Annotated in this window: 18 protein-coding genes; 7 read left to right on the plus strand and 11 right to left on the minus strand. The window is 60.2% G+C overall.

Annotated elements, in window-relative coordinates; genetic code table 11:
* Positions 1–8: 8 nt before the first annotated feature.
* The 6 genes from F2P67_RS26125 to F2P67_RS26150 form a co-directional block, all read right to left on the minus strand.
* Positions 9–1,436, minus strand: a complete 1,428-nt coding sequence (locus F2P67_RS26125) for a di-heme oxidoreductase family protein (RefSeq protein WP_166225720.1) — start codon at positions 1,434–1,436, stop codon at positions 9–11.
* A 276-nt stretch (positions 1,437–1,712) separates the two neighbouring features.
* Positions 1,713–3,059, minus strand: coding sequence for an imelysin family protein (locus F2P67_RS26130; RefSeq protein WP_166225723.1), 1,347 nt, complete (start codon positions 3,057–3,059; stop codon positions 1,713–1,715).
* Between the two features lie 138 nt (positions 3,060–3,197).
* Positions 3,198–5,249, minus strand: a complete 2,052-nt coding sequence (locus F2P67_RS26135; protein ID WP_166225726.1) for a putative bifunctional diguanylate cyclase/phosphodiesterase — start codon at positions 5,247–5,249, stop codon at positions 3,198–3,200.
* Between the two features lie 340 nt (positions 5,250–5,589).
* Entirely contained in the window at positions 5,590–6,186 is a 597-nt protein-coding gene (locus tag F2P67_RS26140; protein ID WP_003227660.1) for a superoxide dismutase, read from the minus strand.
* A 345-nt stretch (positions 6,187–6,531) separates the two neighbouring features.
* On the minus strand, positions 6,532–7,134 hold the full coding sequence (locus F2P67_RS26145) for a LysE/ArgO family amino acid transporter (protein WP_166225729.1): 603 nt from the start codon (positions 7,132–7,134) through the stop codon (positions 6,532–6,534).
* Between the two features lie 5 nt (positions 7,135–7,139).
* On the minus strand, positions 7,140–7,541 hold the full coding sequence (locus F2P67_RS26150; protein ID WP_166225732.1) for an ACT domain-containing protein: 402 nt from the start codon (positions 7,539–7,541) through the stop codon (positions 7,140–7,142).
* A 97-nt stretch (positions 7,542–7,638) separates the two neighbouring features.
* Between F2P67_RS26150 and F2P67_RS26155 the strand changes: the two genes are divergently transcribed.
* The 4 genes from F2P67_RS26155 to F2P67_RS26170 all read left to right on the plus strand — a co-directional run bounded on the left by F2P67_RS26155 (position 7,639) and on the right by F2P67_RS26170 (position 11,577).
* Positions 7,639–8,538: a LysR family transcriptional regulator ArgP gene (locus tag F2P67_RS26155; protein WP_166225734.1), complete on the plus strand. Its 900-nt coding sequence runs from the start codon at positions 7,639–7,641 to the stop codon at positions 8,536–8,538.
* A 96-nt stretch (positions 8,539–8,634) separates the two neighbouring features.
* Complete coding sequence (locus F2P67_RS26160; RefSeq protein WP_166225737.1) at positions 8,635–9,627, plus strand: NAD-dependent epimerase/dehydratase family protein; 993 nt, start codon at positions 8,635–8,637, stop codon at positions 9,625–9,627.
* A 126-nt stretch (positions 9,628–9,753) separates the two neighbouring features.
* Positions 9,754–10,608, plus strand: coding sequence for an ATPase (locus tag F2P67_RS26165; RefSeq protein WP_166225741.1), 855 nt, complete (start codon positions 9,754–9,756; stop codon positions 10,606–10,608).
* A gap of 120 nt (positions 10,609–10,728) precedes the next feature.
* A complete protein-coding gene (locus F2P67_RS26170; protein WP_166225744.1) occupies positions 10,729–11,577 on the plus strand; it encodes a cache domain-containing protein in 849 nt (282 codons plus the stop codon).
* Positions 11,578–11,702: 125 nt separating this feature from the next.
* On the opposite strand, the gene F2P67_RS26175 is transcribed toward F2P67_RS26170, so the two are convergent.
* Both F2P67_RS26175 and pobA read right to left on the minus strand, forming a co-directional pair.
* A complete protein-coding gene (locus tag F2P67_RS26175; protein WP_166225747.1) occupies positions 11,703–13,220 on the minus strand; it encodes a DHA2 family efflux MFS transporter permease subunit in 1,518 nt (505 codons plus the stop codon).
* 79 nt (positions 13,221–13,299) lie between these two features.
* Complete coding sequence (gene pobA / locus F2P67_RS26180; protein WP_166225750.1) at positions 13,300–14,493, minus strand: 4-hydroxybenzoate 3-monooxygenase; 1,194 nt, start codon at positions 14,491–14,493, stop codon at positions 13,300–13,302.
* Positions 14,494–14,671: 178 nt separating this feature from the next.
* On the opposite strand from pobA, the gene F2P67_RS26185 reads away from it, so the two are divergent.
* Entirely contained in the window at positions 14,672–15,556 is an 885-nt protein-coding gene (locus F2P67_RS26185; RefSeq protein WP_166225753.1) for a helix-turn-helix domain-containing protein, read from the plus strand.
* 149 nt (positions 15,557–15,705) lie between these two features.
* Here F2P67_RS26185 and F2P67_RS26190 read toward each other — a convergent pair whose 3' ends face one another.
* Together F2P67_RS26190 and F2P67_RS26195 are read right to left on the minus strand one after the other, a co-directional pair.
* On the minus strand, positions 15,706–15,882 hold the full coding sequence (locus F2P67_RS26190; RefSeq protein ID WP_166225760.1) for a hypothetical protein: 177 nt from the start codon (positions 15,880–15,882) through the stop codon (positions 15,706–15,708).
* Positions 15,883–15,945: 63 nt separating this feature from the next.
* Entirely contained in the window at positions 15,946–16,851 is a 906-nt protein-coding gene (locus tag F2P67_RS26195) for a LysR family transcriptional regulator (protein ID WP_218583439.1), read from the minus strand.
* A gap of 114 nt (positions 16,852–16,965) precedes the next feature.
* On the opposite strand from F2P67_RS26195, the gene F2P67_RS26200 reads away from it, so the two are divergent.
* Positions 16,966–17,844, plus strand: coding sequence for an MBL fold metallo-hydrolase (locus F2P67_RS26200; RefSeq protein WP_166225762.1), 879 nt, complete (start codon positions 16,966–16,968; stop codon positions 17,842–17,844).
* A gap of 45 nt (positions 17,845–17,889) precedes the next feature.
* Entirely contained in the window at positions 17,890–18,504 is a 615-nt protein-coding gene (locus F2P67_RS26205; RefSeq protein ID WP_166225765.1) for an NAD(P)-dependent oxidoreductase, read from the plus strand.
* A gap of 194 nt (positions 18,505–18,698) precedes the next feature.
* On the opposite strand, the gene F2P67_RS26210 is transcribed toward F2P67_RS26205, so the two are convergent.
* Positions 18,699–19,580 carry a LysR substrate-binding domain-containing protein gene (locus F2P67_RS26210; protein WP_166225768.1) on the minus strand — a complete coding sequence of 294 codons (882 nt, stop codon included), beginning with the start codon at positions 19,578–19,580 and terminating at the stop codon, positions 18,699–18,701.
* Positions 19,581–19,651: the final 71 nt, after the last annotated feature.

The following is a 19,651-nucleotide window of genomic DNA, read 5'->3' on the forward strand; positions in this document are numbered from 1 at the left end:
ATTAGTGTTTAAAGTGAGTTCAAAAATGCCAGCAGCGCGGCACGCTGTTCGGCATTGAAAGACAAAACCTGTTGCTGCGCAGCTGCAGCTTCGCCGCCGTGCCAGAGCACCGCTTCGAGCAAATTGCGTGCGCGGCCGTCATGCAAAAACTGGGTGTGGCCGCTGACCGCCTGGGTCAGGCCGATGCCCCACAACGGCGGGGTGCGCCAGTCGCGGCCAGAGGCCTGGAATTCCGTGCGGTTGTCGGCCAGACCGTCGCCCATGTCATGCAGCAGCAGATCGCTGTACGGGCGAATCACTTGATTGGCCAGTTCAGGTTCGGCCGCATTGGCGGCGGTGGTGTATTTGGGTGTGTGACACGAATCGCAACCGGCCTGGAAAAACAGGTTCTTGCCGGCCAGCACTTGCTCATCATTGACGCCACGACGGGCAGGCACGGCGAGGTTGCGGCTGTAAAACAGCACCAGACGCAGAATGTTGTCGCTGACTTCCGGCTCGCCGTTCGGGCCATTGCCGTTCGGCGCCTGTTTGCAGGCGGTTTGCGCGTCGGTGCAGTCATCGAAGGGTCTCAAACTTGTCGTGAGGCCCATATCACCAGAAAACGCGTGAACATTTTGTTGATTGAGGTTCGGTTGCCCGGCTTTCCAGCCAAATCGGCCCATGACGGTTTTCTGCAGCGCGTCATCCCAGACCTGATTGGGCCGGCCGTTGATGCCGTTTTTCGCTCTGGCTTGCGCAGCGGCGTTGGCGAGGATCGCTTCTTCAGGGATCGCTTCGAGCAGGCCCAGACCAATCATCGGCGGGGCGACGCGCGCCGAAAAACGCGTGTCCGGGTGCATCGGCCCGTAACCCAGTTGCGTGATCTGTAACACCGGCTTGCGCAGTTCGATTTCGGTGCCGTCCTTGAAGCGCACCGGCACCGGCGTGTACTCGACGCGGACCTTGCCTTCGGGGGCGACACCGGGCACCGCCATGTCCTGAAACTGTCCGCCGTAAACCGGCTCCGGCACGACGCCGACCTGCTCGATGACTTTGGCGAACTCTGGCGCATCGGGAATCGACAGGCGCACCAGCATCGACACAGCGTTGGCCGCGTCGGGCGTCGGCGGATGACCGCGCCCGTCCTTGATGTGGCAACCCTGGCAGGCATTGGTGTTGAACAACGGGCCGAGGCCATCGCGGGCGGTGGTGGTCGACGGTGCGATCACCCAAGGGCTGCGAAAGAAGCTGTTGCCGACGCTGAAATCCACCCGACGCGAGGGCGGCAGGTTCGCCGAGGGCAGAGAAAACGCGTTCTGATCGGTCTTGCGCACCGTCGTCGTGCCGCCCGAGCGTGCTTCGCCAGGTTCGGCCTTGGTGAAGCGCGGGGCGTCATCGCAGGCACTCAGGCCCAGGGCCAGAAACAGTGCGGACAAGCGAAGAGGCAGCGAGGGCATCAGACATCCTGCGGACGGGCAAAAATAAAGGCGCAAAGTCTAACAGGGCGAGGGGGTTTGAATAAGAGGAATTATCGTTTGCTCGACGTAGCGCAAATCCGAAGGCCAATGCAAACCCCTGTAGGAGCGAGCCTGCTCGCGATAGCGGAATGTCAGCCAAGAATTAGCCGACTGATACTCCGCTATCGCGAGCAGGCTCACTCCTACGGGGACTGTGAACATCAGGCATGAAAAAGGCGACCCGAAGGTCGCCTTTTTCTGACACGGACGCTGTGATCAGAACTCGTGATCAGCGTTGTCCGGGTTCAGGTCGCTGATGCCGAGCTTGCCGGCAGCGGCTTCAATCGAACCGGTCTGCTTGACCAGCGAAGCGATGGCGTCGCGCACGATCTGGTTGCCGGCGGTGTTGCCGGCAGCGATCAACTGGTCGTAGTGCTCACCCTTGTTGGCGTGATCGACCATGACCTGGATTTTCGCTTCGGTCGCGGCCAGATCGGCTTTCAGTGCGGTGTCGGCATCCGGGTCGGCCTTGGCTACCAACGACGACAGGCTGGCGCCGGTCATCTTGGTGCCGTCAACACGGGTGTACTCGCCCAGGTAAACGTTACGGATGCCTTTGGCATCGTAGAAGTGCGAGTTGTGGGTGTTGTCGCTGAAGCAATCCTGCTCGTCTTCAGGCGAGTTGGCTTCCAGGGAAACCTTCATGCGTTCGCCCGCCAGTTCGCCGAGGGACAGGCTGCCCATGCCGAAGAGCATTTTGCGCAGACCGGTTTCGCCCGGCTCGGCTTCCAGGGTGGCGCGGTAGTTGTCGGCCACGTTCGGCTTCCAGTTACCGACCATTTCTTCCAGGTCGCTGACCAGCAGTTGGGTCACGGACTTCAGGTAGGCACGACGACGGTCGTTGTGACCGCCAGTGGCGCCGGCGCCTTCCAGGTAGTCCGATGCAGGACGGTTGCCGGCACCAGGGCCGGTGCCGTTGAGGTCCTGACCCCACAGGAGGAATTCGATGGCGTGGTAGCCGGTGGCGACGTTGGCTTCGGAACCGCCCAGCTCATTGAGGCTGGCGAGTTTTTCCGGAGTGATGTCCTTGACGTCGACCTTGTCTTCGCCGACCTGTACTTCGGTGTTGGCGATGATGTTGGCGGTGGCGCCGGGGTTACCCAGTGCGTGCTCGTAGGATTTGTCGACGTAGTCGATCAGACCCTCGTCCAGAGGCCAGGCGTTAACCTGACCTTCCCAATCGTCGATGATGGTGTTGCCGAAGCGGAACACTTCGCTCTGCAGGTAAGGAACGCGGGCGGCGACCCAGGCAGCCTTGGCGGCTTTCAGGGTGTCGGCGTTCGGCTTGGCGAGGAATGCGTCGACGGCAGTTTGCAGGGTTTTCGCGGTGGATTCGGCATCGCTGTAAACGGCGAAGACCATGTCGGCGTAGTGCGCGACCACTGCCTTGGCAGCGGCTTCGTCGACTTTACCGGCAGCGGCTGGCGCGGCCGCAGGAGCGGCGGTGCTGGCGGCTGGAGTCGGCGTGGCCGGGGCGGCAGCCTTGTCTTTGCCTTCGCCGCAACCGGCGAGGGAAATAGCGATGGCCAGCAGACTGGCGGTAGCCAGAGGCATACGAATCATGGCGAACATCCTGCTTCGGTAATTGAATGGACAGGCGCGGGGGTGCGCAAAGCTGCGACATAATGCAAATCTTTCGCATTATGTGTAAAGGGTTGTGGCTGGAAATATTTCTTATTTAGCCGGTGCTTATGCGCTGAATCAAAGAATCGCCGCGTTGCTGCGTTGTGCCTGCTTGAGATAGACGCTCAGCTCGCGGGCCGGCAGCGGTTTGCTGTAGTGGTAGCCCTGACCTTCGTGGCAGCCTTCGGAGATGATGTAAGTCTCCTGTTCGGCGGTTTCCACGCCCTCGGCGATGACCTGCATGCCGAGACTCTTGCCCAGTTGAATGATCGCGCGAACGATGGTCGCATCGTCGTCGTCATCCAGCAGATCCTGGACGAAGCTCTTGTCGATCTTGATCTTGTCCAGCGGCAGGGACTTCAGATAACTCAGCGAGGAATAGCCGGTTCCGAAGTCGTCGATGGCGATCAAGGCTCCGGAACGGCGCAGGCTCAACAGGTGCTGGGCGGCGGTGCTGATGTCTTCCATCAGGCCGGTTTCGGTCACTTCCAGCTCCAGGCTGCGCGGCGGCAGGCGATACATCTGCAGCAGGTTGTTGACCACCCGTGGCAGCTCGGCGTGGTGCAGTTGCACGGTGGACAGATTGACCGCCATGCGCAAATCGACGAAGCCCTGATCGTGCCATTCGCGCAATTGCTTGCAGGCCTGATCGAGCACCCATTCGCCAATCGCGATGATCGTGCCGTTCTGCTCGGCCAGCGGAATGAACAGATCCGGTGGCACCAGGCCGTGTTCCGGGTGTTGCCAGCGGATCAGCGCTTCGACGCCGACCACGCGATGGTCGCGGTAGCTGATCTGCGGTTGATAGACGAGGTAGAACTGATCGCGCAGTAAGGCGTCGCGCAGGTCTTTTTCCAGTTCGCGACGGCGGCGCATCTCGCTGTCGACGCTGGCAATGTAGAACTGATAGCGGTTGCGTGAACGGGTCTTGGCCAGCGTCATGGTCTGCTCGGCCTTCTGCAACAGCTTCTCGGTGCTGTCGCCGTCCTCGGGGAACAGGGTGATGCCGATGGTCGCGCGCAGACGGATTTCCTGATGATCGAGCGCGAACGGCGCCTCCAGGTCATCAAGAATGCTTTGCGCCAGTTCTGCTGCCTCGTAGGGTTGTTCGATATCGGCCTGGACCAGCGCGAACTGGTCACCGCCCAAACGGGCGAGGGCGCCGAGGCGACCGCTGTGAGCGCGCAGACGATCGGCCAGGGCGAGCAGCAACTGGTCGCCGGTCTGGTAGCTGAATTGTTCGTTGACGCCCTTGAAGTCATCCAGGCCTACACACAACACCGCAACCCGGCGTTGCAGCTTGCCGGCGTCCACCAGAATCTTGTCCAGTTGCTGCTGCAACTGCTGGCGATTGGGCAGGCCGGTGAGGAAGTCATACTGGGCCATGCGCAGCAAGCTGTTTTCCGCTTCGTGGCGCAGGTGAGTGTTGCGTTCAATGGATTCGAGCAACTGGTTGGCGGTGTTGATCCAGATCCCCAGTTCGTTCTTTTCGTGGCCCTTGAGCTGCGGAATCTTGTGTTCGCTGGGGCGGTCGGGATTGATTTCGGTGAGGTGTTCGATGATCCGCGACAGCGGCTTGGTCAACAGCCAGTGATAGACAAGGTACAGCACCAGACCCATGGCCAGTGCACGCAGGACGCCGGAAATGAAAATGATCACCGAACTGACGATAAAGCTCTCGCCATAGGTCGCGGTGTCGAGGGTGATACTCAAGTCGCCGTAATACTCGCTGTACGGGCCCCGTCCCACCAGTTGTGTGGTGAAGGTGCGCTCCTGACCGAGGATCAGGTCGGTCAGCCAGCGGCTGTTGGAATGCTGCAGCTCACGGGTTTTCTGCGCGAGCATCGCTTCATTGGGGTGGCCAATGGAGGCCTGACGCACGGCATCGTCCTGGAACAGGCCTTCGATCACCTGCATGCCCATCTCCCGGTCCAGGCTGTAAACGGCCTGGGTGGAGGGATCGCGGAACATGTCGAGGATGCGTTGAGCATCACCGGCGACGGCCTGGCGTGTTTTATAGGCATCGAAAACGATCTGCGCGCAGCTCAAGACCACGCCGACGATCAATGCCGACAGGAGCACGACCCTGAGCAACTTCACCGACAAGCTGTTCTTGAGTTCCAGCTTCAAAGGGTTATTCCTTGTTCCGTGCGGGTAGCGTCAAGTTGCCATGAGTATTGGCAATCCCGTGGTGGCAGTCAAAGGGACAATCAGGCAAAAGGACATTTGCCTGTGGCCTTGGCCGAAGGGCTGCCTGGAGTATTTGCCCTGATTGTACTGTGTCGGTAGTTTCGGCCCTCAACTTGAGCGGTGTGCGACAAATTTCCTCTGTTTGATGGTAGTCCGCTGTGGCTTGGGAGCAAGAGCGCAATGCCTGCTTTCATTGTGGGAAAGTCGCCATGGAATGCCTGCACGAATTCAGGGCATGAAAAAACCCGGCAATTGCCGGGTTTTTTGTCTGGCGCGCAGCTTAAGCGGTGAAGGTTTTGCCTTCGAACTGCTCGGCAACGAACTTCCAGTTAACCAGGTTCCAGAACGCTTCAACGTACTTCGGACGCAGGTTGCGGTAGTCGATGTAGTAAGCGTGTTCCCAGACGTCGCAGGTCAGAAGCGGGGTGTCGCCGCTGGTCAGCGGGTTGCCGGCGCCGATGGTGCTGGCCAGAGCCAGGGAACCGTCAGCCTTTTTCACCAGCCAGCCCCAGCCGGAACCGAAGGTGCCGATCGAGGTTTTGCTGAATTCTTCCTTGAACTTGTCGAACGAACCGAACGCCGCGTTGATGGCTTCAGCCAGTGCGCCGGTTGGTTGACCGCCGGCGTTTGGCGCCAGGCAGTTCCAGTAGAAAGTGTGGTTCCAGACCTGAGCGGCGTTGTTGAAGATGCCGCCCGAGGAAGTCTTGACGATTTCTTCCAGGGTCTTGCCTTCGAACTCGGTGCCTGGCACCAGGTTGTTCAGGTTCACGACGTAGGTGTTGTGGTGCTTGTCGTGGTGAAATTCCAGGGTTTCCTTGGAAATGTGCGGCTGCAGGGCATCGTGTGCGTAAGGCAGCGGCGGCAATTCGAAAGCCATGATGATTCTCCTAATCAGGTCTGTTGCGGTGAGCGCAAGGCCGATCACGGGCGGCCAGAAATGCACCGGCGAGTTTTTACTCTTTGCGGCGCAGGGTTCGGATCATAGCACCGGGGTTGCGGCTTAACCACGCAACAACTGTGTGGGATAGAGGTTCAAGGGGATGCCCTCGCTAAATGACGGATCGCGTTGGAGCTGTGATCGTGCCAAGCAAGGCGCGGGACGAAGAGGATGCTTTTTGCCTCTTCGAGTCCCGCAACGCCGCTTGGCACGATCACAGCTCCAACCCGAAGGGCCGGCGCGACCGTCATTTAGCGAGGGCATCCCCTTAGCTGTTTGGAATAATCAAGAAGCCAGAATGAGCTGACCCGCCACAGTGAACATCATCAACGCCACGACCAGATCAAGAATCCGCCAGGTGCTCGGCCGAGCCAGCCACGGTGCCAGCCATGCCGCGCCCAGCGCCAGAGTGAAAAACCACAACAGCGAAGCACTCGCCGCCCCCACCACATAGGCGCCCGGCACCGATTGTTGTGCACCGAGGGAGCCGATCAGCAGCACGGTGTCCAGATAGACGTGCGGGTTGAGCAGCGTCACCGCGAGTGCACTGAGCATCACCGCCCGCAGCGAGCGCACTGTCTGGTTTTCCCCCTGTTGCAAACTCTGTTTCGAGCAGGCCCGACGCAACGCCTGGCTGCCGTACCAGATCAGGAACACCGCGCCGCCCCAGCGGGCGACCGCCAGCAACGTGGGGTTCTGCGCCAGCACCGTGGCCAGACCGAACACACCTGCCGCCACCAGCAATGCATCGCAGGCGACGCACAGCGCGGCAACCGGCAGGTGATGCTCGCGACGCAGACTCTGGGCCAGTACAAAAGCATTCTGGGTGCCGATCGCCATGATCAGTCCGAAGGCCACCAGCAAACCGTTGGTATAGCTTTGCCACATGACAATTACTCCGCGTTGGCTGCGAGATCGCGCAGCACTTGCATGGCGTGTTCGGCATCGGCCTGACCGACGAACAGATGGTCGTGGTAGTAACCGGCGATCACGTTGCAACTGATCCCGGCCTTGCCCAGTGCGGTGGCGAAAGCGGCGGTGAGGCCGACGGCTTCCAGCGCCGAATGCACGTTCAGGGTGATCCACGCGGCGACGTAGTCGAAGCTGAACCCGGCCCGTTCGGCGTGGGAGCGTTCCAGAATCACCGTCAGGCCTTCCTGTTCGCGGAAGCTGCCCACGAGCTCCAGACCGCTCGGCAACTGGCCGTCGCGCAGAGTGCAAAACACGTATTCGCCGGCGTTGAGCTGCGGACTCATGCTGCGCAGCAAAGTGCTGAGTGAAGTTTCGCCAGCCATTTTGGGTAATCCTTGATAAAGAGTGCTTGCTGGCTATTCTCCGGCCCAACGCTGTATAAGAAAAACCAATAGTGCTGATCGCTCATTAGGAAAACTGATGTTCGACTACAAATTGCTTTCCGCTCTGGCCGCCGTGGTCGAGCAAGCCGGATTTGAACGCGCCGCGCAGGTGCTGGGTCTGTCGCAATCGGCCATCTCGCAGCGGATCAAACTGCTGGAAGCGCGGGTCGGGCAACCGGTGCTGGTGCGCGGCACACCGCCGTCGCCCACGGAAATCGGCCGGCGTCTGCTCAACCATGTGCAGCAGGTGCGCCTGCTTGAGCGCGATCTGCAAACCCTCGTGCCGGCGCTCGATGAAGAAGGGCTGCCGGAACGCCTGCGCATCGCTCTGAACGCCGATAGCCTCGCGACCTGGTGGGCGGAAGCAGTGGGCGATTTCTGTGCCGAACAACATTTGTTGCTGGATCTGATCGTCGAAGACCAGACCGTCGGCCTCAAACGCATGCGTGCCGGGGAAGTGGCGGCGTGTCTGTGCGCCAGCGAGCGCCCGGTGGCGGGCGCCCGCAGTGTGTTGCTCGGCGCGATGCGTTATCGCGCGCTGGCCAGTCCGGCCTTCATCGAACGGCATTTCCCCGATGGCGTGCGGGCCGAGCAATTGCCGCGCACCCCGGCGCTGGTATTCGGCCCGGATGATTTTCTGCAGCATCGCTACCTCGCCTCCGTGGGTGTCGATGGCGGTTTCGAACATCATTTGTGCCCGTCCTCCGAAGGCTTCATCCGCCTGACCGAAGCCGGACTTGGCTGGGGCCTGGTGCCGGAACTGCAGGTGCGCGAGCAACTGGAACGCGGCGTGTTGCGCGAACTGTTGCCAGATAAACCGATCGATGTGCCGTTGTACTGGCATCATTGGCGCAATGGCGGTCAGTTGCTGGGCTTGCTGACCGAGCAACTGGTGCGTTCTTCAGCGCAATGGCTGGTGCCCTGGAAGCAGCCATAAGCGTCAAGCTGCAAGCGGCAAGTGAAGCGCTTGCGCACCGTTTTAAACTTGCAGCTCGAAGCTTGAAGCTCGCAGCTGGTTTCATTGGAGCTTTACATGAAAATTCTGGTCACCGGCGCAAGCGGCTTCATTGGCGGACGCTTTGCGCGTTTCGCCCTGGAGCAGGGCCTGGATGTGCGGGTCAACGGTCGCCGGGCCGAGAGCGTCGAACATCTGGTGCGCCGGGGTGCCGAGTTCGTTCCTGGCGATCTGACCGATCCCGAGCTGGTGCGTGAACTGTGTTCCGACGTTGAGGCCGTGGTGCATTGCGCCGGTGCGGTCGGGCTGTGGGGCCGTTATCAGGACTTTCATCAGGGCAACGTGCAGGTCACGGAAAACGTCGTCGAGGCGTGTCTGAAACAGCGGGTTCGACGTTTGGTGCATCTGTCGTCGCCGTCGATCTATTTCGACGGGCGCGACCATTTCAACCTGACTGAAGAGCAAGTGCCCAAGCGCTTCAAACATCACTACGCAGCGACCAAATACCTGGCCGAGCAAAAGGTGTTCGGCGCCCAGGAGTTCGGTCTGGAAACCATTGCCCTGCGCCCGCGCTTTGTCACCGGTGCCGGCGACATGAGCATCTTTCCGCGTCTGCTCAACATGCAGCGCAAGGGCCGTCTGGCGATCATTGGCAACGGCTTGAACAAGGTCGATTTCACCAGCGTACAGAACCTCAACGAAGCCATGCTCAGCAGTCTGCTGGCCGCCGGTTCTGCACTCGGCAAGGCCTACAACATCAGCAACGGTGCGCCGGTACCGCTGTGGGATGTGGTCAATTACGTGATGCGCAAAATGGAAGTCCCGCAGGTCACCAAGTACCGCTCCTATGGACTCGCCTACAGCGTCGCGGCGCTCAACGAAGGCGCATGCAAAATCTGGCCGGGGCGGCCGGAACCGACGCTGTCGCGTATGGGCATGCAAGTGATGAAAAAAAATTTCACCCTCGACATCAGTCGCGCCCGGCATTATCTGGACTACGATCCGAAAGTCAGCCTGTGGTCGGCACTGGATGAGTTCTGTGGCTGGTGGAAAGCGCAGGATCTTCGCTGAAACGCATTGCAACGATTCGGCCGGCCGGCAATGAACCGCACCGCCGCTTGAGGGTCAATCCCTGCGGCTGCGGCGGTTATACTTCGCAGCATTTAGCCATCACCGCGTTCCACAAAGGTTGCCTCAATGTCCATGCGTAATGATGCCCACGACGATTTTGATGATGTCCCGAGCCTGCGTGCCGACACCTTCGACGACGATGACATCCCGACCACTGCCCGCACCTCCGTGCATTCGCGCACACCGCCGGTGGTCAAGGTCAAAGCCGCCAGCACCGGGCCGTTGTGGGCACTGGTCGGCGCACTGTTCTTTGCCTTCATCGGCTTGGCCTGGTGGAGTTTCCAGCAGATCTCGCTGATGGAGCAGCAATTGGTCGCTACTCAGGAAAGCTTCGCGCGGATCAGCGAAGAAGCAGCAGGGCGTCTGCAGGACATTTCCGGCAAAGTCGTCGCCAGCCAGACCAATGTCACCAGCGACAGCGAAGCCTTGAAACTGCAGATCAAGCAACTGGAGGGCAAGCTGCTCGACCAGAGCAAACAGCAGCAGGGCGTGGCCGGTCAGGCCAGCGATCTGGACAAGCGTCTGGCGCAGATGACCGCCCAGACCACCGAACAGCAGAACGCCAATACCCAGTTGCAGGCGCAGGTCAAAGCCCTCAGTGCAGAACTGGCGACGGTAAAAAGCACACCCGCCGACACCAGCAAGGTCGACGCCCAACTCAAGGGCTTCGATGCGCAGTTCAAGAGCCTCGGCGCGGATATTGCCGCACTGAAGAAACAGGGCAATCCGAGCGCGGCGATCGATCGTCTGGAGCAGGAAATCGTTGTCCTCAAAAGCGAGCAGGACAACCGCCCGGCGGCTGCGCAAAGTGGCGGCAACACAGCCGAATTCGACGCCTTCCGCGCCCAGATGACCCGCAACCTCAACACCCTTCAGGCGCAGATCCAGAACTTGCAGCAGCAGATCAATTCCCGGCCATAGCCAAAAACAGGGTTCTTTGTGGCGACACAGAACCCTGCAATCTCTGGATTCAAGTTCAACTCCCTTATAAGCCCAACCCGTCTACGCTCTTGAAACACCAACAAGAACGAGGGATGCGTCATGGGGTTTTTGCATAAGCTGGCCTGGCTCGGCGCGGTGCTGCTGATGTGTTTCGCTCAGGTCAACGCGGCGACCACGGAAAAGGACGACGGCAAGGCCGCCATTGCTCTGCTGGAAAAAGCGCTGGCCTACTACCACGACAACGGTGACAAGGCGTTCGCCGCGTTCAGCCGCCAGGGCGAGTTCGTCGACAAGGATCGCTACGTGTTCGTGGTCGACACCAAAGGCGTGATGCTCGCCAGCGGCGGGCCATCGTCAGCCTTGATTGGTCGCGACGTCAGCGAGGTGCTCCCGGCGGATTTGCAGAAAGCCTTCAAGGACGCCCTGAAAGTGCCGGAAGGCAACGGCATTCAACAAGCCGAATACCGCTGGCAGAACTGGTCCGACGGCAAAGTCGAACGCAAGCATGTGTTTTATCAGCGCATCGGCCAGCGGATTCTCGCCGTGGGTTATTACCTGCCACGGGCCTCGGCCGAGCAAGCCAAAGCGCTGCTCGACAAAGCGGCGACTGATCTGAGCAAAAACGAAAAGGTCACCCTGACGGCCATCAACTCGCTCAAGGGCGGTTACCTGCAGGATGATCTGTACGTGTTTGTCGTCGATCTCGATACCCAGCGCTACGTCGCTCACGGCACCAACCTGCGTCTGATCAACACCGATTTCAGCAAGATCAAGGATCCGGAGGGAAAACCGGTGGGCGAGCCGATTCTGGCGCTGATCGCCAAGCAGGATGAGGGCGAATACGAGTACCGCTGGAAGAACCCGGTCACTGGCAAGGTCGAGGACAAGCATGCCTACCTGAAGAAGGTCGGGCATTTCCTTGTGGCTGTCGGTTACTACAGCCCCTAAGTGAAGCACTCGCTACTGTGGGAGGGGGCTTGCTCCCGAAAGCGGTTGGTCATTCAACAATGAAGTTGGCTGATCCACCGATTTCGGGAGCAAGCCCCCTCCCACGGGGTTTTATGGTGTTGCGGTTATTTAGCGCCGTGCTCCCGCCCGCGCAGCAGGTTGTTGGGCATCGCTATCGCCGCTGCCAGGCCCAGCAGCGATACTGCCGCACTGACCCATAACAAATGCCGGAAGGTCACCAGCAATTCCCCGCGCAACGCATTCTGTGCGTCGCCCGGCGCGGCGTTCAAGCCGTCCAGCAAAACGTTCCCCGAATGCCCTTCGCTCATCAGCGAACCGCCGGCCAGATGCGCGAAGCTCGAATCCTGCAACAACGCCAGCAACAGCGCCGACATCAACGCCACGCCCACTGCGCCGCCCAGCGAGCGGAACAGGTTGGTGGTGCTGGTGGCCACGCCGATGTCGCGTTGTTCGACAGAGTTCTGCGTTCCCACCAGTGAAGTCGGGAACTGCATGCCGCCGGCAATCCCGCTGAGCAGCATGAACAGTCCGCTGAGCAACGTCGCCTCCGGCGGGCTGAAGGCCATGCCGAGAATCGAGATCGGCATCAGCATCGCGCCGGTCAGAATCTGTGGTTTGTAGCGCCCGGTGATCGACGTGCGCCGCCCGGCGAAATACGCACCAATCGGCAGGCCCATCGCCAGCGGCAGCAAGTGCAACGCCGCGCTGTCAGCCCCGGCGCCGGTGACGCTCTGATAACGCAGCGGCATCAGCACGATCAGGGATATCGCCTGGAAACTGCAGAAGAAAATCGTGCACCAGCACAGCAAGGCGTTGCGGTTGGCGAACAGGTGCATCGGCAGCAACGGCTCCCGCGCACGTCGTTCATGCCAGACAAATACCGCCAGCACCACCACCGCACAGGCGAACAGCCCGAGTACTTCGCTGCTGCGCCACGAATGCCCCTGACCGACCTGGGTGATGCCGAGTAGAAGGGCGGTCAGGCCGATGATCATCAGCAGTGTGCCAAGATAATCGATGATCGGTTTGCGCTGCGGAATCGGCAGCCCGCGCAGGTTGCGCCGCGCCACCCAGTACGCGCCGAGGCCCAGCGGCAGGTTGATGAAAAATACCCAGCGCCACGACAGGTATTCGGTCATGTAACCGCCCAGCACCGGGCCGGCCACACTGGCCACCGCGTACATGCTGCTGAAGTAACCCTGATATCGGCCGCGTTCGCGGGGCGGCACGATGTCGCCGATGATGGCCTGGCTCACCGAAATCATCCCGCCAGCGCCGATGCCCTGAAGAATCCGCGCCAGCACCAGTTGCTCCATACTCTGGGCCATTCCGCAGAACAACGAGGCAAGGGTGAACAGGCCCATGCCGAACAGCATCAGTTTGCGTCGCCCGTACAAATCGCCGAGCTTGCCGTAGATCGGCACGGCCACGGTCATCGCCACCATGTACCCGGAAATCACCCAGGCCAGCAGGCTGACATCCTTGAACTGAGCAGAGATGGCCGGCATCGACACGGCGACGATGGTCTGGTCGAGCGCACCGAGGAAGATCGCCATCATCAGCGCGACCAGCACGCTGCGAATGGCCGGTTTGGGCGTTTCGGGGTGATTGAGATTGGTCACGGGCAAAACCTGCGGGCAGTGTGAGTCCCGCAGATCGCCAGGCGAGCGGGGATGCTCGCCAGTGTAAGTCGGTAGCAGGCTATTCGATAGCCTCATAAGGAAGTCCGACGTAATTTTCTGCAATGGTTTTTCGACCCGCTTCTGAACTGACAAAGTAGTCCAGTTCCGAGGCGCTGATGCGTTGGCTGAACGCATCGTGTTCGTCGAAGCGATGCAGCATCGAGGTCATCCACCAGGAAAACCGCTCGGCTTTCCAGACACGGCGCAGGCAGATCTCAGAGTATTTCTCCAGCAGATCGGTACGACCGTCGCGATAGACCTTGAGCAGAATGTTGAACAGCGTGCTGACGTCGCTTGCCGCCAGATTCAGGCCTTTGGCGCCGGTTGGCGGAACGATGTGCGCCGCGTCGCCGACCAGAAACATCCGTCCGTACTGCATCGGCTCGACGACAAAACTGCGCAGCGGCGCGATGCTTTTTTCAATCGACGGGCCGGTGACCAGTTTCTCCGCCAGCCCGGCAGGCAGACGGGTTTTCAGTTCCTCCCAGAAACGTTGATCGCTCCAGTCATCGACATTTTCATCCGACGGCACTTGCAGGTAATAGCGGGTGCGGGTCGCCGAACGCATGCTGCACAGCGCGAAGCCGCGTTCGTGGCGGGCATAGACCAGTTCTTCATGCACCGGCGGGGTGTCGGCGAGAATGCCCAGCCAGCCGAACGGATAAACCCGCTCGAAGACCTTCAGGCAATTCTGCGGAATCGATTGCCGGGCGACGCCGTGGAAGCCGTCGCAACCGGCGATGTAATCGCAATCGACGCGCCAGGTTTCACCGTCCTTTTCAAAGGTGACGAAGGCTTCGTCGCTTTTCATGCCGTGGGGAACGACATCGCTCACCGCATAAAACGACAGCGCACCGGCCTCCCGACGAGCGGCCATCAGGTCACGGGTGACTTCGGTCTGACCGTAGATCATCACGGTCTTGCCACCGGTCAGTGCGTGCAGATCGATGTGCACCTGACGCCCGTCCAGTGCCAGATCGAAGCCGCTGTGAACCAGCCCTTCGGCGTCCATGCGCTGACTCACGCCAGCCTGGCGCAACAGCTCTACCATGCCTTGTTCAAGCACGCCGGCGCGGATGCGGCCGAGGACATAATCGGGTGTCTGACGTTCGAGGATGAGGGTGTCGATGCCGGCGTTGTGCAGCAACTGACCGAGGAGTAATCCGGACGGACCGGCGCCGATGATGACGACTTGGGTTTTCAGCGTTTTCATTGTTTTTATGACTCGCAAGCTTCACGGGACTATCGCCGGTGAATGATTTTTATGGATCGAGTGCTTGCATTTTTCCCTTGCGGGTCTGTCAATTGAAGGTGAAAACTGAGCCGAACCCTGTACTTTCTGCCAATCGGTGCGATTATCGCCCGCAACCTTCGAGGCCTGGATTGAAGTGATGAACAAGCCCGAACTGCCTTCGATTCCAGTGTTCAAGCTCTACGGTGAAAGCCTGGACTGGCCGACCCCTGACTTGCTGCACTGTGAAACCATTTCCTCACGCAGTCGCGAACATCAATGGGAAATCAAACCCCATCGCCACGCTGATTTGTGCCAGTTACTCTTCGTGTTCAAAGGTCAGGCAGAGCTTGAAATCGAAGGTCAGCGCACGCAACTGCAAACCCCGGCCATTCAAGTGCTGCCACCGTTATCGGTGCATGGCTTCCGCTTTTCCGAAGATGTCGAAGGGTTCATCGTCACCCTCGCTACGCCGTTGATCACTCACTTGCAGGCGCAACTGGGCGAGTCGGTGCACGCATTGGCCCGGGCGGAAAACTACCCGGCGGGCGCGGACGGCGATTATCTGAACAGCCTGTTTTCGGCGTTGCAAGCCGAGTACAACGGCCATCAGCCGGCGCGGGAAATGCTCATGCATTCGCTGGTCAGCGTGATCATGGTCTGGGTCAGTCGCCAGGCGATCGTGCGGCACACCGCCAGTCAGCGTCCGCAGCGTCAGCGCGAATACCTCAACGGATTTATCCAATTGGTGGAGGAGACTTACCGCCAGCATGTGAAGGTCGAAGACCTGGCGCATCGTCTTGGGATTTCGGTGTCGCACCTCAACGGCACGTGTCGTGAACTAGCGGGGCAACCGGCGTTGCAGATCATGCACGAGCGTCAATTGCTGGAAGCCAAGCGCTTGCTGACGTACACCAGCATGACCATTTACGAGATGTCGGAGCTGTTGGGGTTTTCCGATCCGACCAACTTCACGCGCCTGTTCCGGCGCAGGGTCGGCATTTCGCCAAAGGCATTCCGTGACCGTCTCAAAGCCGAGCAGTGATTGTCTAACGCTGCAAAATTTGTGGGAGGGGGCTTGCTCCCGAATGCGGTGTAGCAGTTTTCATCAATGCTGGATGACACACTGCTTTCGGGAGCAAGCCCCCTCCCACAGGATCCCGTTCCAGCCCAGCCAGGTTCAGCTCTGGTCAGTCAGCGCAGCGCATTCAGCGTGGCGTTGTGCGGAATGCAGCGCTCGAAGTTACAGCTCGCGTATTCGCGGGGCAGCTGCCGCAATTGCTCGACCCGCCAGGCCGCCGTGCCGTACAGCGCCAGCGTCGCGGCGCAGGTGATGAATATCGCGAAGTATCTTCTTGTTCTGGTGTTCATGGTGTTCGACCTCTGAACGTATACCCTCCGGTATTACTTTCAGCATAGAACAAGTTTTGCTTTCTACAGGCCATCATCCCACTGCGGATTTTCGGGAAATCTCAGCACCAGAAAATCCAGCATGCTGCGCAGCGCCGCGGGCATGTGTTTGCGTGAGGCATAGACTGCGTAGATGTTCATCTGTCGTGGCTCTGCTTGAGGCAGCAAGCGAATCAATTCTCCCGAATGAATGTGCACCCCGGCCTGATAGGTCGGCAGCATCGCCACGCCCGCGCCGGCCAGTGTCGCGCGCAGCAGGGTGCTGGCCTCGTTGGCGCTGATGTTGCCCTGCACCGGCACTGACACCGGTTCGCCGTCCTCTTCGAAATGCCACAGGCTTTTGCCGAAGTAGGAGTGGGTCAGGCAATTGTGTCGACTCAGATCCTCGACCCGTTGTGGCGCGGCGTGTTCTTGCAGATAGTCCGGCGCGGCGCAGACCACCGAACGGCAAACGGTGAGACGGCGGGCGATCAGGTTGGGGTCGAGATCATTGCTGGTGCGAATCGCCAGATCGATGCGCTCATCGACGAGGTTCACCGTGCGGTCGAGCATTTGCAGATCAATGCTGACACCGGGGTAGCGTTTGACGTACGCCGCCATCGCATCGGCCAGTTGTGCCTGGCCGAACGAGGTGCTGACGCTGATTCGCAGCAGGCCGCGCGGCGCATCGTGGGGTTCGCTGACGGCGGCCTGCATGTCGGTCGAGAGCTCGAGCATCTGCCGGCAGCGCGGGAGGATTTCAGTGCCGGCGGCGGTCAGACTCAACTTGCGCGTGGTGCGGTGCATCAGACGCGCGCCGACCCAGTCTTCCAGCTCCGCCAGATAACGTGAAACCACCGGGCGTGAGAGATCCAGATGATCGGCCGCCGCCGACTGGCTGCCCAGATCCACCACCGTGACGAACACCCGCATTGCTTGGAGACGATCCATGATTTGCCCGCTTTCAGAAACAAACTATGTTCAAGCATCGCATTTTTTGTACTGAGTCTGGCAACTAAGCTCTGTCCCATCGCCAAGCACGGCATTCGCACAACGGAGCAACCCATGATCGGCTTCACCTCGCTCAAACGCGTTTTACTGGCCACCGCCTCCCTCGGGTTCGCCGCCCATGCGGCTGCGGCCAACCTCACGCTCGATGTCTACAACCCGGGCACCCAGGCGATTTTCCCGGTGACTTCGGTGCTGGTCAGTGGTGAGAAAGACGCGATCCTCGTCGATGCACAATTCGGCAAATCCCAGGCCGAGCAAGTGGTGGAAAAGATTCGCGCCAGCGGCAAGCACCTGACCACCATTTACATCAGCCACGGTGACCCGGATTACTACTTCGGCCTCGACACCCTGACCAAAGCGTTCCCGGACGCCAAGGTGCTCGCTTCGCAACCGACGGTGGATCACATCAATAAAACCGTCGAAGGCAAACTGGCGTTTTGGGGCCCGAAAATGGGCGCCGACGTGCCGGCTAAAACCATTGTGCCGGGTGTGCTCAAGGGCGACAGCTTGATGCTTGAAGGGCAAAAATTGCAGGTGGTCGGGCTTGAGGGCAAACAGCCGGATCGCAGCTTCGTGTGGATCCCGTCGCTCAAAGCCGTGGTCGGCGGCGTGGTCGTCGCCGAGAACATTCATGTGTGGATGGCCGACACCCAGACCGCGCAATCCCACGCCGACTGGCTGGAAACCCTTCACTCGATCGAAACCCTGAAACCGAAAACCGTGGTGCCGGGGCACTATCTGGGCGAGAGCAGCCGTTCACTGGACAGCGTGAAATTCACCGCCGACTACATCAAGGCGTTCGATCAGGAAACCGCCAAGGCCAAGGACTCTGCCGCACTGATCGCGGCGATGAAAAAACGCTACCCGACACTGGGCGAAGAAAGCTCGCTGGAGCTGAGCGCGAAAGTCGCCAAGGGCGAAATGCAGTGGTAAGCCGAATCTGAAAACGCAGCACTCTCAAGCCAACTGGAGAATGTCATGAGCAAAATCGCAATCATTGGTGCCACCGGCCGTGCCGGTAGTCAACTGCTGGAAGAAGCCCTGCGTCGGGGGCACAGCGTCACCGCCATCGCTCGGGATACCTCGAAGATCGGCGCCCGTGCCGGTGTGGTCAGCAAGAACGTCGACGTGCTGGATGCGGCGGCATTGCAAGACGCAGTAACGGGTCACGACGTGGTGATTACCGCTGCACATTTCGCCACGGTTCCGGCCAGCGCAATTGTCGGGCCAGTGAAGCAGGCGGGCGTGAAGCGTCTGCTGGTTGTCGGTGGTGCCGGTTCGCTGTTGCTGCCGGACGGCACCCGAGTGATCGACAGTGCCGGTTTTCCGGCCGAGTACAAGGCTGAGGCCAGCGCCGGGGCGGCGTTCCTTGAGGCCTTGCGTCAGGAGAAGGCGCTGGACTGGACGTTCCTGTCGCCGTCGGCGCTGTTTGTCGAAGGCGAGCGCACCGGCAAGTTTCGCGTCGGCAAGGATGACTTGCTGGTGAGCGCCGAAGGCCAGAGCTCGATCACCTTTGCCGACTACGCGATTGCGCTGATCGACGAAGTGGAAACGCCGAAGCATTCGCGCCAGCGGTTTACAGTCGGTTATTGAGCGAATCCTCGCCCCTCACCCCAGCCCTCTCCTGAGGGAAAGGGAGCCGAACGAGTTGTCTGGCGCTGTACATCGACCTGAGTGCTCGAGTCGATTATGGATTCGGTACAACCCTTTCAGGTCGGTGTACTTCCTGAGCATCCCGCAATCGGTCCCCTCTCCCTCGGGAGAGGGCTAGGGTGAGGGGGAAGGCTTCAGCGCAAATGCGCCTGCTCCACCAGCCAGATCATCAATTCCTCCAGCTGCGGCGACGGTTCCGTTGCGTGTGGCACGACCACGTAATACGCCAGCCCCGTCTTCACCTTCAGTTCAAACGGCATCACCAGTCGTCCGGCGCGCAGGTCGTCGCCGATCAACGACCAGTCGCCGATTGCCACCCCCGTCCCGTGCGACGCCATCGACATGGCCTGATCCAGCGTTTCGAAATGCTGACCCATGTTCACATTGTTCAACTGCAACTCGGCGGCGGTCAGCCAGACCTTCCAGTCCTGGGTGTCGCGGGTCGGATGCAGCAGCAGGTGTTGTTGCAGATCGGCCGGCTCGGACAATGCCGGCGGGCCTTTGAGCAGTGTCGGTGAACAGACGGGTGTCAGTTGCTCGTCGAACAGATGCAGCGCCGTGGAAGAGTTGTCCGGCGCTGTTCCATAAATCACTGCAGCATCGAATTGCTCGCGCTGAAAGTCGACGCCATGGGCCAGGGTGGTGGTCAGTTTCACCGGCACGTCCGGCCGTTCTTTTTGCCACTGCAACAGGCGCGGCACCAGCCAGCGCATCACGCAGCTCGGTGCCTTCAGTTGCAGGGTTTCACGCTTGAGGCCGATCTGCTCGGTGGCTTCGCTGATCAGGCCAAACACCTTCTCTACGCGCGGCAACCACTCGCGACCTTCAGCCGTTAGCTCCAGACCCCGGGCCAGACGAATGAATAATTCATACCCCAGATGATCTTCCAGCCCGGCGATCTGCCGGCTCACCGCGCCTTGGGTGATGTGCAACTGCTCGGCGGCCCGGGTGAAGTTGCAGCACTGCGCGGTGATCAGAAACGTGTGCAGGGCGGGCAGGGGAGGCAGTCGTTTCATGTGGATCCAAGGTATGACGTGAGGACATGGCTAGTATGACTTTTAATCGATTGTTGCGGCTACCTGCCCAC

Origin of the sequence: Pseudomonas atagonensis, assembly GCF_011369485.1 — a bacterium.
GTDB lineage: Bacteria > Pseudomonadota > Gammaproteobacteria > Pseudomonadales > Pseudomonadaceae > Aquipseudomonas > Aquipseudomonas atagonensis.